The 12,178-nt window shown below is 70.2% G+C and carries 12 protein-coding genes, 1 tRNA gene and 2 pseudogenes; 7 read left to right on the top strand and 8 right to left on the bottom strand.

Annotated features, from left to right (window positions below; translation table 11 throughout):
* Nucleotides 1–7: 7 nt before the first annotated feature.
* From JK363_RS20155 to JK363_RS20145, 3 genes are all read right to left on the bottom strand, one after another.
* Nucleotides 8–736 (bottom strand): hypothetical protein, encoded by a 729-nt coding sequence (locus tag JK363_RS20155; protein ID WP_201876362.1) that lies wholly within the window; start codon nucleotides 734–736, stop codon nucleotides 8–10.
* A gap of 5 nt (nucleotides 737–741) precedes the next feature.
* Entirely contained in the window at nucleotides 742–1,251 is a 510-nt protein-coding gene (locus JK363_RS20150; RefSeq protein WP_201876361.1) for a SigE family RNA polymerase sigma factor, read from the bottom strand.
* Nucleotides 1,252–1,390: 139 nt separating this feature from the next.
* The gene (locus JK363_RS20145; protein WP_201876360.1) at nucleotides 1,391–2,056 is read right to left on the bottom strand and encodes an SMI1/KNR4 family protein; all 666 of its coding nucleotides are present in this window, start codon (nucleotides 2,054–2,056) and stop codon (nucleotides 1,391–1,393) included.
* A 149-nt stretch (nucleotides 2,057–2,205) separates the two neighbouring features.
* Between JK363_RS20145 and JK363_RS20140 the strand changes: the two genes are divergently transcribed.
* Together JK363_RS20140 and JK363_RS20135 are read left to right on the top strand one after the other, a co-directional pair.
* Nucleotides 2,206–2,278: transfer RNA gene (locus tag JK363_RS20140), tRNA-Arg, on the top strand.
* A 31-nt stretch (nucleotides 2,279–2,309) separates the two neighbouring features.
* Nucleotides 2,310–2,771: a hypothetical protein gene (locus JK363_RS20135; protein WP_201876359.1), complete on the top strand. Its 462-nt coding sequence runs from the start codon at nucleotides 2,310–2,312 to the stop codon at nucleotides 2,769–2,771.
* A 294-nt stretch (nucleotides 2,772–3,065) separates the two neighbouring features.
* Here JK363_RS20135 and JK363_RS44710 read toward each other — a convergent pair.
* A pseudogene (locus tag JK363_RS44710) lies at nucleotides 3,066–3,536 on the bottom strand (recombinase family protein); the annotation flags it as partial.
* 135 nt (nucleotides 3,537–3,671) lie between these two features.
* Between JK363_RS44710 and JK363_RS44705 the strand changes: the two are divergent.
* On the top strand, nucleotides 3,672–3,977 hold the full coding sequence (locus tag JK363_RS44705; RefSeq protein ID WP_372444815.1) for a hypothetical protein: 306 nt from the start codon (nucleotides 3,672–3,674) through the stop codon (nucleotides 3,975–3,977).
* A 603-nt stretch (nucleotides 3,978–4,580) separates the two neighbouring features.
* Here JK363_RS44705 and JK363_RS42565 read toward each other — a convergent pair.
* The 4 genes and pseudogenes from JK363_RS42565 to JK363_RS20115 all read right to left on the bottom strand — a co-directional run bounded on the left by JK363_RS42565 (nucleotide 4,581) and on the right by JK363_RS20115 (nucleotide 7,221).
* Nucleotides 4,581–4,985 carry a hypothetical protein gene (locus JK363_RS42565; RefSeq protein ID WP_236075963.1) on the bottom strand — a complete coding sequence of 135 codons (405 nt, stop codon included), beginning with the start codon at nucleotides 4,983–4,985 and terminating at the stop codon, nucleotides 4,581–4,583.
* Between the two features lie 88 nt (nucleotides 4,986–5,073).
* Nucleotides 5,074–5,583, bottom strand: a pseudogene (locus tag JK363_RS42560) (DNA cytosine methyltransferase); the annotation flags it as partial.
* Nucleotides 5,570–6,547: a TRM11 family SAM-dependent methyltransferase gene (locus tag JK363_RS20120; protein ID WP_201876357.1), complete on the bottom strand. Its 978-nt coding sequence runs from the start codon at nucleotides 6,545–6,547 to the stop codon at nucleotides 5,570–5,572. The gene JK363_RS20120 and the pseudogene JK363_RS42560, both read right to left, overlap by 14 nt.
* Before the next feature lie 14 nt (nucleotides 6,548–6,561).
* Nucleotides 6,562–7,221 (bottom strand): hypothetical protein, encoded by a 660-nt coding sequence (locus JK363_RS20115; protein WP_201876356.1) that lies wholly within the window; start codon nucleotides 7,219–7,221, stop codon nucleotides 6,562–6,564.
* A 468-nt stretch (nucleotides 7,222–7,689) separates the two neighbouring features.
* Between JK363_RS20115 and JK363_RS20110 the strand changes: the two genes are divergently transcribed.
* The 4 genes from JK363_RS20110 to JK363_RS20095 all read left to right on the top strand — a co-directional run bounded on the left by JK363_RS20110 (nucleotide 7,690) and on the right by JK363_RS20095 (nucleotide 12,036).
* Nucleotides 7,690–8,460, top strand: a complete 771-nt coding sequence (locus tag JK363_RS20110; protein WP_201876355.1) for a hypothetical protein — start codon at nucleotides 7,690–7,692, stop codon at nucleotides 8,458–8,460.
* A 311-nt stretch (nucleotides 8,461–8,771) separates the two neighbouring features.
* On the top strand, nucleotides 8,772–9,149 hold the full coding sequence (locus tag JK363_RS20105; protein WP_201876354.1) for a pilin: 378 nt from the start codon (nucleotides 8,772–8,774) through the stop codon (nucleotides 9,147–9,149).
* Nucleotides 9,150–9,526: 377 nt separating this feature from the next.
* Nucleotides 9,527–11,095 carry a hypothetical protein gene (locus JK363_RS20100; RefSeq protein ID WP_201876353.1) on the top strand — a complete coding sequence of 523 codons (1,569 nt, stop codon included), beginning with the start codon at nucleotides 9,527–9,529 and terminating at the stop codon, nucleotides 11,093–11,095.
* The gene (locus JK363_RS20095) at nucleotides 11,092–12,036 is read left to right on the top strand and encodes a PrgI family protein (RefSeq protein WP_201876352.1); all 945 of its coding nucleotides are present in this window, start codon (nucleotides 11,092–11,094) and stop codon (nucleotides 12,034–12,036) included. Before JK363_RS20100 ends, JK363_RS20095 begins: the two co-directional genes overlap by 4 nt.
* The last annotated feature ends 142 nt before the right edge of the window (nucleotides 12,037–12,178 follow it).

Below are 12,178 nucleotides of genomic sequence, written 5' to 3'. Positions count from 1 at the left end.
GGCCCCCTCACGCCACCGGGAAGACCGCCGTCCGCAGGACGGACCGCACCTGGCCGAGCGTGGCGGCGGAGGGCCGGTGAAGACAGGCGGACGCGAGCACCAACTCGTCGCCCGCGCGCCCCGCGCCCTCCTCCACCGCGCGCCAGCCGGTCAACTCGCGCGTGCCACCCGCCGTCCGGCAGGACGTGCCCAGTCCGGTGGCCATGAGGAGGCCCTCCGCACCGCCCTCGCCCGTATGACCGCGCTGCAAGCGGAAGACGATCAGCCCTTCCCCGGCCCGGAGCGTCGACCGACGCACGCAGTACCGCTGAACGTCCGGGCAGGAAGCCCCTGAGTCCACCGCGGACACGGTCGTCGTCCGGCTACCGGCCACCCCCACCGGATCCCGCCCCGGCCGCGCGCGCAGCGCCCGCCCGCTCCAGCCGTCCGGCAGCCGGACCGTCATCCGCGCCAGCGCCGTGAAACGGAACGACCCGCTGGCCCCCGAGCGCGGCGCGGCGTTCGGCCGGTACACCGCCTCGCCGCCACGGGCCGGGGACAGAACATTGATCACCACCAACGCGACGACCGCTCCCCCGGCCAGCCCCGCCGCCCGGCGCCGTCGCCGGCGCAGCACCCGCTGCCGTACCTGCCACATCCGGTCGGCGGGCGCACCCGGCCGCGGTACGGCCCGTTCGAGAAGCGCCCTCAGCTCTCGTTCGTCACGCGTCGGCCGCGTCGGCTGCTCATCACCCACGCCCGTCACCACCCTCCGCCTTCCACCGTTTCGGTCCGTGGCACCAGCGACTGCAAGGTGCGTAACGCCTTCGACGCCTGGCTCTTGACCGTCCCGGCGCTGCACCCCAGCACCTCGGCGGTGTCCTCGACGCTCAGGTCCTCGAAGTACCGCAGCACCACCACCGCCCGCTGCCGCCCCGGCAGCCGCCGTACCGCCGCGGCCAGCGACTGCTCCAGATCGATGCCCTCGAAGGGATCCGGCGCGGCCGTCACATCCGGCACCTCGTCATGCGGGACCTCCCCGCGCCAGCGCCGCCGCCACCAGGACGCATGCGTATTGACCAGGGCCTTGCGGACGTACGCCTCCGGGTTGTCCGCGGCGATCCGCCACCACTTCGGCCAGACCTTCGCCAGCACGGTCTGGAGCAGATCCTCGGCCAGATGGGCATCCCCGGTCAGCAGCCACGCGACGCGCAGCAGCCGCGGTCCGCGCGCGGCGACGAACTCCTCGAAGCCCGGTGTCGCTGCGCTCACCGTGGCCTCCTCGCCCTCGTGCCGCTGTCCGCACCGTCCCTTTCCCACATGGTGTACGGCGCGGGGCGCGAATCGAGGCGGCCCCGGGCCGGGTGTCCCCCGACCGGCGGTCAAGAACACCCGGCACGCCGGGCGGGGGTCAGCTCTCCCCCTCGGCCCAGGCCTGACGTTCCGCCCTCTCGAGCCAGCCGAGGTACCACTCGCCGAAGGTCAGCCGGTCCTTGCCCGGCCGCTGGATGGGGACCACCCCTTCCCCGACGGCCTGGACGTCGTCCCAGACGGTGCCGCGCTCGGGCCCGGTGACGGCGAGCAGGGTGTAGTAGGCACAGCCCTGGTGGCCGAGGTACAGGGCTCCGTCGGTGAGTTCGTCGCGAAGCTCGTCGTCCCGCTGGTCCCAGGCGCGGAAGGCCGCCAGATACGCGTCGTCGTCGGGATACGCGTCCCGGTGCGGCGCGGCCTCCTCATGGGCGTCGAGGAGCTCCATCACGGCGGCGGGCCAGAAGATCCGCGGCGGTTGCCCCGCCCCTGAAGCGGCCTTCTCCGCACTGGGCGGCTTCATCGGGAACAGCCCATAGTCGGGCCCGGCCCCGCCCGCTCCGACCTCCAGCAGAAAGCCGCGATACTCCTCAGGGAAGGTGGCCCCCCACACCCGCTCGGCGGCCAGCAGATCGGCCTCGGCGAGGGGCGGCCGCAGCTCGAAGCCGTGCCCGGACTTCCCCCACGACGCCCCAAAAACGTTCGCCGCCCCCGGCGCCTCCCGCAACGCGAGCACCCGCTCGCGCACCCCCGTCCATATTCCACTCATGGAAGGGGACGGTATCGCCGCACGTCACGCCGGATCCGATGATTTTCCGCCGCGACGCCCGCCCCCGCCCCGAACCCCCGGAGCCTCCGGATCACCACCCGCTACACTGTCTGCGGCGGCACAGCCCTCACCGGCCGCACCGCCGTCGGGCCTCCGTAGCTCAGGGGATAGAGCACCGCTCTCCTAAAGCGGGTGTCGCAGGTTCGAATCCTGCCGGGGGCACAACGCAGATGGGAAACGAAATCCCGTCCGTGTGACCGGCCCGCAGCGCTTCTGTGGCGATGCGGGCCGTTGCGTCGATCATGTCGCTGGTGAGCACTACCCGGCAGCGGGCGCTGCTGGTGCGTTTGTCGTAGTGAATCTGGAGTCGGAAGGCTTCGAACATCCGACGGCGCATGGGATCGGGGAGTGTCGCGATCTCACATCGTCCGGCTGGCAGTGCGTCGATGAGGGCTGGGTCTTGCCGGATGGGTGCCTTTCGCCGGTGGCTGGCGATCTCTGCTTCCTTGGCCTGGATCTGATCATCGAGTTCGGCGACCCGCATCTGAACCCCTTGGATGAACCGGCGGTCGGGGTTATCGGCGAGTTCGAGGGCGTGGAACTGGCGCTCGCGCCGTTTCTTGAGGTTCGTCAGGGCGTCGTTGAGGGCCTTGTCTCGTTCTGCGTGCTGGCGTCCTTCGTTCGCGTCGGCCTCGGGCAGTGCGGCAGCCAGTAGCTCCCGTCGGTCGGGGCCGAAGATCCGTGCAGCGAAGAACTCTTGCAGCGGCTCCAGGAGGTAGGTCTCCTTGATCCACAGACTCTTGGGGTGGTCCGGTGGGATGTACTCGGGTTTGGGAGCGCAGACGTAGAAGCCTCGGTCTCGTCGTGCCTTGCCGAACATGCGCCGCTCACAGATCGCGCAGAACAGGAACGAGCGCAGTGCGTACGTGCGGGCAGCCTGGGGGTGGGCGGTGTTCGTGCCGGGTGCGCTGCGTGAGCGCTCGCGCTGCTGGGGCATCGTTCGGGCGCGGACGAAGGTTTCGAGAGAAGCAAGAGGAGGGTGGGTGGGGTTCGGTGACCACACCCAGTCCTCGATCGGGTTGACCTTGCCGCTGCGCGTCTTCATGGCGCGGCGGTTCCAGACCATATGGCCCGTGTATTTCGGGTTGGTGAGGATGTCCCGGACGCTGGATTCGGTCCAGCGTCCGAGCCTGCGTGACGGGTCCGGTGGGGAAGGTGGCTGGTTAACGGCCAGGTCCTCGTTGAGGCGGTCGGCGATCGCCTTGCAGCTGAGGCGCTCGACGACGCGCCATTCGAAGGTCTTGCGGACGACGGGGGCGCAGAGCGGGTCGGGGATGAGGCGGGTTTTGGTCTTGCCCTCGCTGCGGCGGGCGGGGACGGGGTGGGGGATGCGGTCGGCCAGGTAGCCGTAGGGCGGCTTGCCGATGTTGTAGCCCTGGATGGTGTGCTCTTCGAAGCCGCCCCACGCCTTCTCCAGCATTTCCAGGACGTACCACTCGGCCACGCCCTGCTTGACGCGGCGGGTGAGGACCTGTGTGGCCTTCTTGGCGCGTGAGCCGGTGAAGTTGATCGGCTCGTCCGCGGCCAGGAGCGGTACGCCAGCGGCTTCGAGGCGGTGCTCGATGAGAGTGCCGAAGTAGGTGCGGCGGGCGACGCGCTCGATGGATTCGCAGATGACGGCGTCGAAGTGCCGCTCACCGCTCTCGGCGACGGCGAGGAGATCCTGGATGCCTCCGTCACGGGGTACGGGGATGTCGAAGCGTTCATGGCCGCGCCCGTGTCCGCGCGCGGCCAGGTCTTTGCGGCCGGATTCGACGTCGTAGTAGAAGCCGACGATGACAACGCCGGGCTGGAGGGCCGACTGGCACGAGCGCACCTGCCGGGGAAGGGAGATGGTGGGGTCCTGCTTGTCCTCCGTTGAGGTGCGGCCGAGGAATACCAGCCGGGTCAGCTTGGGCGATGTCCCATGGGCGGTTCCGGTCCCGCCGCGGGATCTGTGGCGCGGGACTGCGGCGGCAAGGAGTTCCGCGGGGTGCGTTGCCGCCTCCGCTGCTGCACGATCCATGTCATGACCTCCACCATGACCTGTCCCTGGAGCCTGCGCAGCGCATCGGCCTCCTCGCCGGTGGCGGTGTGGATCTCGAACGTCACGTCAGGCTTCGGTGACCTGTGGTTTTGACGTGGACCGTAGCTCCGGGTGGGGGAAGAGCGGACCGCCCCGTCCGACGGAACCACAGCCTCTTCGGCGGCCCCACGTTCCTCGTTGGGGAGCGTGCTATCGGGGGACGTCACGGCCTTTCCTCCCGCCGCGGGCAGGAGTGAGGACTCCAGTTCGGGACCAGGGTCGTCAAGGCGAGGGTGGCCTGGTGGGGAACGACGCTGTTGCCGAGGAGACGGAGTTGAACGGCGCGGGAAAGGCCCGGGGTACCGGTGACGTGGCCGTCGAGTCCTATCATCCACTCGACGAATTCGGCCGATAGCCGGCGTGTGCCAGGCACGGTGGGCCTGGGTGCGACGCGTTCAGTCACGTGCTCCCACCGACAGATGGCAGGCAGGTAGTCGCCCCACCAGTGGGCAGGCGAGTGACAGCCGTGCGCAGGTTCATGCCGCCCTTGCGTTTCGGGGTGGTGCCCGAGCCGCCGCTCCCGTCCGATGAGGTCGGAGTGGGCAGCAGATACTCGGGGTCGGCCTGTGCCGCAGCCCCGGGTGGCGTGGCACGCGCAGCGAACTTCGCCGCGGTGGAGGCAAGGGTCAGGCTGCCGTCGCCATGCTTCTGGTTCGGCGAGCCTTTGGCACCGTCGGTGGCTCTCGGGGTGGGCAGTAGGTGCTCGATCTCGTCGGCCAGGGTGGGCCCGTGGCCTCCAGCCTTGCGTTTGTCCGGGTGTTGAGAGCCCCCGTTGGCACCGAGGTTCGCCGTTGGCGTCTTCAACAGCGCATCGTCTCGGGAGGGTTGCTGGCCAGGCGGTAAGAAACACTCTCTCGCGGCGGTGCGGGGCTCCGACATCAGAGGCGCGTACGCACGTCCAGTTCGCGTCGTACCCGAGGTCGGCCAAGTCCGCGAGTAGCACGCCCAGTGCCCGCATGCGGGGTTGATCGGCTGGGTCTCCCAGACACCGCGGGCAGGGTTCCATGTGGCGAAGGGAATGGGTCCCGGCTCGGGTAGAGAGGAGGCCGCGGACATTTTCGATCACCACCAGGCAGGGGTTGAGCGTTTCGATGGCGGTCACGATGTGATGCCACAGGCCGGAGCGCGTGCCAGGGGCAAGCCCGGTGCGAGGGCCCGCAACCGAGAGGTCCTGACAGGGGAACCCGGCCGTGAGGACGCACACGGGCCGGACCCGGTGCCAGTCAATAGCTTGTACGTCACCCAGGTTGGGCACCTGCCAGTGGCGGGCGAGTACCTGGGTGGCGTGCGGGTCGGTTTCGGCGTGCCAGGCGATGTGGCCGCCAAGGGCGGCCTGTACGCCCAGGTCGAGGCTGCCCACGCCGGAGCACAGCGATCCGATCAGCACGTCAGCGGAGGTCATGGTGGCGTCCGGTGGTGCAGGTGCGTGAGCGGAAGGTACAGGCCGTGTCCGGTGTGCGTGCGGTCCCGGTCGCGCACCGTGCGTCACCCGCTCTGCGTTTGGGTCGTTCGGAGTAGGCCCGGGTTACGGGGCGGCGGAAGACCAAGGTGTCCTCGTGCTGGATGACCGCGAGCGGGACACCGGCACGGCGGGCGTCGCGGACGTTCTTCATCTGGAAGAACGACGGGCGGGCGATGAGTCGGCCCTCGCGGATGCCTGCAAGGAGAGCGACGCAGCGCTCGACGGGGATGAGGCCGGCGGCTTGTGCTGCGGCGAGGACGGCGGAGGGCAGGTCGATGAGTTCGCCGCGTGTCCGCCAGGGGCGGGTGGTGATCACCGCGTGGCCGCCGGGCCGCAGCGCGTGGCGGCACTGGATGAGGATCTCGGTGAAGGCGGCCAGGAGGTGGTCGGAGCTGACGTGGGCGAGGTTGGCTGGGTCGTGGCTGTAGCGGTAGTGCGTCTTGATGACGCCGCGTTTGCCGCTTTCGCGGGTGGAGCGGACTTGGCCGTGCGCGGAGGGCCCGTAGGGGGGTGAGGTGATGACGAGCGCGGCGGTGCCGTGTTGTTGCTCAGGGAGGTGGGCGAGCAGGTGCCGGGCGTCGGTGCAGGTGACCGCTGCGTGGCCGGTGGCGCCTTGGCGGGCGGCGAGGGCGAGGTTGGCACGGGCCACGTTTGCCCACTTTGATTCGTATTCGGTGCCGAAGGCGTGTCGGCCGAGGTGTACGGCTTCTACGAGGGTGGTGCCGATGCCGCACATCGGGTCCAGGATCAGGTCGCCGGGTTGGGTGTAGGTGCGGATGGCGTGGGCGGCGATCGCGGGGAGCATTTTGGCCGGGTGCGCGGCCGAGCCGGTGGTGTAGCGGTCACCGCGCTGGGCGGGGGCGGAGGTGGGTGCGGTGTTCCACACCGATTCCCGGATGGGCATGGCGTACGCCCTTTCTATGCGCTGGTGATCGCGGACAGGACGATCAGGTCGGAGTGGATCAGGCCAGGCGGGGCGCCCTGGGGCGGTGTGGGCTGGATGCGGTCGTCGGCGAGGTGGCCGTGGACGATCACGATGTGTTGCAGGTAGTGGAATCCGGCGGTGCGTGCTGAGGCGATCAGGGAGCCGAGGGGGTCGGTCAGGCGTCCGGCGTCGCGGCGCTGCCGGGTGGCGAGCAGGAGGAGGCCGTCGCCGGACAGGAGGCGGTGGGCGCGGTGAAAGAAGCCGGGCCAGCCGTTCTCCATCGCCCCGGGCATTCCGCCGTCGGCGGCGTCGGTGGTCAGCTCGGCGCTGGGGGTGGGGAGGGTGTCGGGATGCAGTTCGGCGAGCAGGACCGGCTTCCCGCTGGCTTCGCTGTCACTGCCAGCTGCGCCTGTATAGGTGGCACAAGGGGTGCGGGCGTCCATGCCCGGTTCGGTATCGCGGATGGAGATTTTGATCAGGGGCGCGGAGCGGCGGGTGAAGTCGGTGCGGATCTTGTCGATCGCCCAGCTGGGTAGCACGCCGTCCGGACCGGGGACGTGGTGCGGGTCGTTCGGGCCGGGGAGCCAGATGGTGGTCGGCAGCGGGCGAGAGGTGCCGGGGCGGCTGGGTCCTCGGTGGTGAGGCTCGTGCATTGGCTGGTGGCGCCCGGAGAAGGGGTCCAACCGTCTGATGCTGACGTGAACAATAGAGATTCCGGACGGGCGCTTTGCCGTCTGGCACGCTTCGTTCGATCTGCCGCGTGCCCAGCCGCCCACAGATAGCGGCACCGGACGGCCCGTCAGCGATCCTCCTTGATAATTGCAGTTCAAGATGGGTGCAAGCCGGTCACGAGCCATCAGGGAGCCACCTCGGACCCTCCCCGTTGGAGGGCGCTGAAGGGTCTGGGGACTTCTTCAAGATTTTTTACGTTCGATTCCGGCCGTGCCCATACAGGCACCGCGCCTGCTGACAGCGGGCGGGCCAGACGCGAGCCATCGCACACAGCGGACCACGGGGCTGCTTGTCGTCCGGCAGTGGTGCGCCGACGGGCCGGCGGTGGCGCGGCGGGGTGACAGGGCTGGCGGCGGAAGTTGTCCGAACCCCCTCACAGGAGTCGCGTCATGAACCACCGCCCTGCACCCCGCCACTCCCACACCTCCGGCACCTCGCCGTTGGAGGCGCTGGAGCAGTCGTTCCTCGCCTTGGCTCACTCTGAGCGGCCGCTCACCTTGCCCGCGGACCTGGTCTGCGACGACCCCGTAGAGGGAGCCTGGCCGGTCGACCGGATCCGTACCCGGCTGGCTCACCCCAGCACCCGGCCCGAGCTGCGGTCGGGTACCTGGTGCGAGGTCGTGCGCCGCGCGCACACGCTCGGCGAGCCGTGGAGCGTGGTGGCCGCGGCCATGACCATTCCAGTGCTGCGCCGGATGCTGGCCCGCCTTTCCCGCCCTGCCCATCTGGAGCGTCAGGAGGTCGAGCAGGAAGCCCTCACGGCTGTGACGGTTGCCCTCGCGGGGGTGGATGCGGCTGATCCGGGGCTGGACCGGGAGCTGTTCGCCGCTGCGGACCGCGCCGTACACCGGCTCGTCTATGCGGCCCGGCGTCGCGGCGAACGCGAGGCCGGTGAACCGATGGCTCACCTCGGTCGTCTGCACACCACCATCGGTGCGGAGGGTGAGGGGATGACGGATGAGCACCAGGTACTGGCCTGCGCGGTGCGGGCCCGGGTAGTGAATCTGGCCGAGGCGCAGTTGATCGCCCGGACCCGGTTGCACGGTGAGCCGATGGGAGCGCTCGCCAGTGAGCGGGGGGTGAGTGCGCGTCAGCTGTACCGGCATCGCAGTTCAGCAGAGCAGCGCCTGGCCGCCCACCTGCGGCCCCAGGCCCAGTAACGGGCATGAGAGGGACTTCCGGTGCCGGGGCGTCAAAATCTCCGGCCTGGATTCTCTATCTGAGGTAAATGGGGGCTCCTCCCGCATATAGGGATGAGCCGCCGGCCTGGAAAGGACCGCCTGCCGGCGCTCTTGTGTTCCAGGCCGTGTGCTGGGTGGGGGTGAGCACGCCGTCTCGTGCTGACACCCCGAGAGCCATCCGGTATCCGCCGAAGGAGGCGGGCCCCGGTCGAAGGATCCGGCTCACCCCCACCAACTCCGCCTGCCCGCTGTTTCCTGTCTGGCTGCAGTCCTGATGGAGGTGCCCTGCCATGCTCAGCCGCGTCCGTCGGCCGCCCCGCGCCGTGCATCGGTTCTTTCGCTGTGGGGTCCGGCTGGTGTTCACCGTGCCAGTGACGACCGCGGTGCTGTTGGCGGATTCGCCCGCAGTGTGGGCGGTGGCCACGATCCCGGAGGTGATGTCGAATCTGCGGGCCTGGATCGTGGGTCTGCTCGCCGGGCTTGCCACGCTCTTCCTTACCTTCGGCGGCCTGCGCTATCTGATGGCCGGCGGTGATCCCGGTGAGGTCGAGGCTTCCAAGCGGGCTCTGAAGGCCGCGGCGATCGGCTACGGGCTGGCGATTCTCGCCCCGGTCCTCGTGGCGGCATTGAAACAGATCGTGGGCGTCGACGATGGCGGCGGGCAATGACCCTCACCCGCCGCCTCCTCGCTGCCCTGCTTTTGGCGCCCATTCCCCTCTTTGTCAGCGCCGGTATGCTCACCGCGCCGCCCGCACACGCAAGCGTCCTGCCTGCAACAGCTCCCCGATCGCCCGCCGCGCCTGCGGATCCGGAGCCGCGGCCTGAGCCCGGTCCTGGAGCAAGCCCGCCGGAACCGGGGGCGCCATCTCCCCGGCCGGAGACCGCGCCTGGGGCGAGCCCGGCGCCTGACCGCCCGTCCGAGGGGCACTCGCGCGCGCCAGCTCGGGAGCCGACTCCCGGACCGACGCCTCCTGCCTGTGAGGTCACCGGCGGTGACTGCTCCCCGGCAGGCTGGGGTCTGGACGGCCTGTTCGACATCCCGGGGATGATCGTGAACGCGATCACCTCGTTCCTGGGGCTGATCGTCGAACAGATCATGAAACCGCTGCGGGAGCTGCTCGCAGATACCCTCCTCGCCACGCCCGATGTCACCAAGCATGCCGACCTCAAACGCCTGTGGACGGGGGCGATGGGCATCACGGTCGGCATCTATGTGCTGTTCGTGACCGCGGGCGGGATCACGGTGATGGGGTATGAGACGGTCCAGACCCGGTACGCCCTCAAGCAGATCGCCCCACGCCTTGTCTTCGGGATGATCGCCTCCGCGACGTCTTTGACCGTGATGGGGAAGACCATCGCCCTCGGCAACGGGCTCTCCCACGCGATCATGGGGATCGGCATGGCCGACGCCGGGCAAGGGCTGGTTGAGCGCGCGCTCCCCTTCTCTCTGTTCGGCGCCCCGGGGTTGAAGATCGATCTGCTGATCGTCTCGGTCGTCATGATCGCGCTGATCCTGGCTGTGCTGATCGGCTTCTTCGTACGGGTGGCGGTCATGGCTCTGCTCGCTGTCTCCGGTCCGCTGGCCCTGGCATGCCACGCCCACCCGCTCACCGAGCCGATGGCCCGGCTGTGGTGGCGCGCCTTGGCCGGCTGCCTGGTGATCCAGGTGGCGCAGTCGATGACGTTCATCGTGGCGCTCAAGCTGTTCTTCGCCCCCGGGGCAACGGCGCTGGGGATTCCGTACGCGGACAAGCTGGGCACGATACTGGCCAGCTTTGCGCTGTTCTGGGTGCTGTTCAAGATCCCCGGTTGGACGATGCAGGTCGTCTTCCGCGCCACTCCGGTCCACAACCCCCATGCCCCCACGGCGGTGCGGATCCTGCGTCATTTGGCCATGTACCGGCTCATGGATCGCTACCTGCCCGGCATGCCCCTGCTCCGCCGCGGGCGCGGGGGTGGCCGCCCCGGCGGCGGAGGCGGGCTGCCCGGCCGTGGAGGCATCCGGCCCCCAGGGCCGGGTCCGGGACCGGGGCCCGGCCTCTTCCGGATACTGCCTGGCCGTGGGCCGGCTCCACGTCCTGCTGGCGGCTCGGCAAGGGCCGCGGGAGCCAGCGCGGCCACCGCCGGTTCAACCGCGCCGCGCGGCACCCTCTCCACCCCTGTGGCCTCAGGCGCCGACGGATCGTCGCTCGCTCCGGCGGCAATGCGCCTGGCCCAGGGGCCACCGTCTGGCCGTCCACGAGCCGATGCGGCTCCCGCCGCATCACACGCCCCGAGTCTGAAAGGTCCGCGCACGGTGATGCACCCCTCCCAGGCACGCCGCAAGCAGCAGCTGAAGCTGCCTGTGGCCGCGCAGCGTGTCCCCGGCCGCCCGCGACGCCCCGCCCAGACCTGGCTGCCCATCCGAGCCGAACGTGTCCCGCGCTCGCAGGCCACGGCCCTCAGCCTTTCTTCCCCTTCTTCGGTGCGACCGCTGGTGGGTCAGGTTGGCCCGAGGATGCGTTCGCGTCAGTTGGTATTGCCGGTTCCCGCTGAGCGGGTGCGTCTGCGGCCCACCCGTCCAGCGCAGCTCAGGCTGCCGCTCGAACAGCCCCGGAGGGGTGAGTGTTCATGACCGATGTGCACGACGAAGCGGCAGCTGCCACGCGCATCCCCGCCGACATCGCCCGGCCCGACCGTGTCCTGGGCCCGCTCACCGCGCGGCAGGCCGCGATCCTGGCCGCCTGCGCCCTGGTGCTGTACGGCGGGTACTGGATCCTGCGCCCGGTCATGGCACCGCTGGCGTATCTGGTCATGACGGTGCCCGTGGCCGGGGTCGTCACCGCGATCGCGCTGGGCTCCCGGGAGGGCATCGGCCTGGACCAGTTCCTGCTCGCCGCCTGTGCCCACGCCCGCACCCCCAAGCGTCGCGCGCACGCCCCGGAGGGCGTACCGGCGCTGCCCGACATCGTGAACCCGCGCCTGACTCAGGCAGCTGGCCCCGTGCCGGCGGCGATGCGGATGCCCTACAGCCGGGTCAGCCCCGTAGGGGTACTGGATTTGCGTGGTCACGGGCGGGCGGCGCTGGCGACGTGCTCGACGGTCAACTTCGATCTGCGCAGCGGCGCCGAGCAGCAGGGCCTGGTCGCGGCGTTCGCCCGCTGGCTCAACTCGCTGACCGGCCCCACGCAACTCCTGGTGCGCTGCCACCGCACCGATCTCGCGCCCCTGGCCGACCGGCTCCACCACCACGCGCCTGCCCTGCCGCACCCCGCGCTGGAACGCGCGGCCTGGGCCCACGCCGACTACCTTGCCGAACTCGCGGCAGGAGGAGATCTGCTGACCCGTCAGATCGTCCTTGTTACCCGCGAACAATCGACGCGGCCCCAGTCCGGGTCCGCGGCGGGCGGCGGGCGGGCCATCCAGCGCGTCCAGGAAGCGGCCCGGGCACTCGCGCCCGCCGAGATCAGCGTCACCCCGCTCGACGCCGACGAGACGACGGCTTTGATCACCGCCGCGTGCAATCCCGATCCCCCCTCCACCCCTGGTACTGAAGCTGAGGGAGACGACGCGTGATCCAACGGTTGAAGGCCCACCGCACGGCGGCCGGCACACTCACTTCGGCGACGGAGTTGCTTCAACCAGTCGGCCCGGAGGCCGTCGAGGTCCACGCGCGCACCCTCGCGGTCGGCGGACATGTGGCCTCCACGCTGGTGGC

Origin of the sequence: Streptomyces coffeae (assembly GCF_016741875.1) — a bacterium.
In the GTDB taxonomy this organism is placed as follows: Bacteria; Actinomycetota; Actinomycetes; order Streptomycetales; family Streptomycetaceae; genus Streptomyces; species Streptomyces coffeae.
This window is presented reverse-complemented; position numbering and strand designations above follow the sequence as displayed.

Coding starts and splice junctions, on each gene's coding strand:
- JK363_RS20145 (WP_201876360.1), bottom strand. CDS start 2,056: ATGAGTGGAATATGGACGGGGGTGCGCGAGCGGGTGCTCGCGTTGCGG.
- JK363_RS20120 (WP_201876357.1), bottom strand. CDS start 6,547: ATGCCCATCCGGGAATCGGTGTGGAACACCGCACCCACCTCCGCCCCC.
- JK363_RS20115 (WP_201876356.1), bottom strand. CDS start 7,221: ATGCACGAGCCTCACCACCGAGGACCCAGCCGCCCCGGCACCTCTCGC.
- JK363_RS20110 (WP_201876355.1), top strand. CDS start 7,690: ATGAACCACCGCCCTGCACCCCGCCACTCCCACACCTCCGGCACCTCG.
- JK363_RS20105 (WP_201876354.1), top strand. CDS start 8,772: ATGCTCAGCCGCGTCCGTCGGCCGCCCCGCGCCGTGCATCGGTTCTTT.
- JK363_RS20100 (WP_201876353.1), top strand. CDS start 9,527: ATGATCGTGAACGCGATCACCTCGTTCCTGGGGCTGATCGTCGAACAG.
- JK363_RS20095 (WP_201876352.1), top strand. CDS start 11,092: ATGACCGATGTGCACGACGAAGCGGCAGCTGCCACGCGCATCCCCGCC.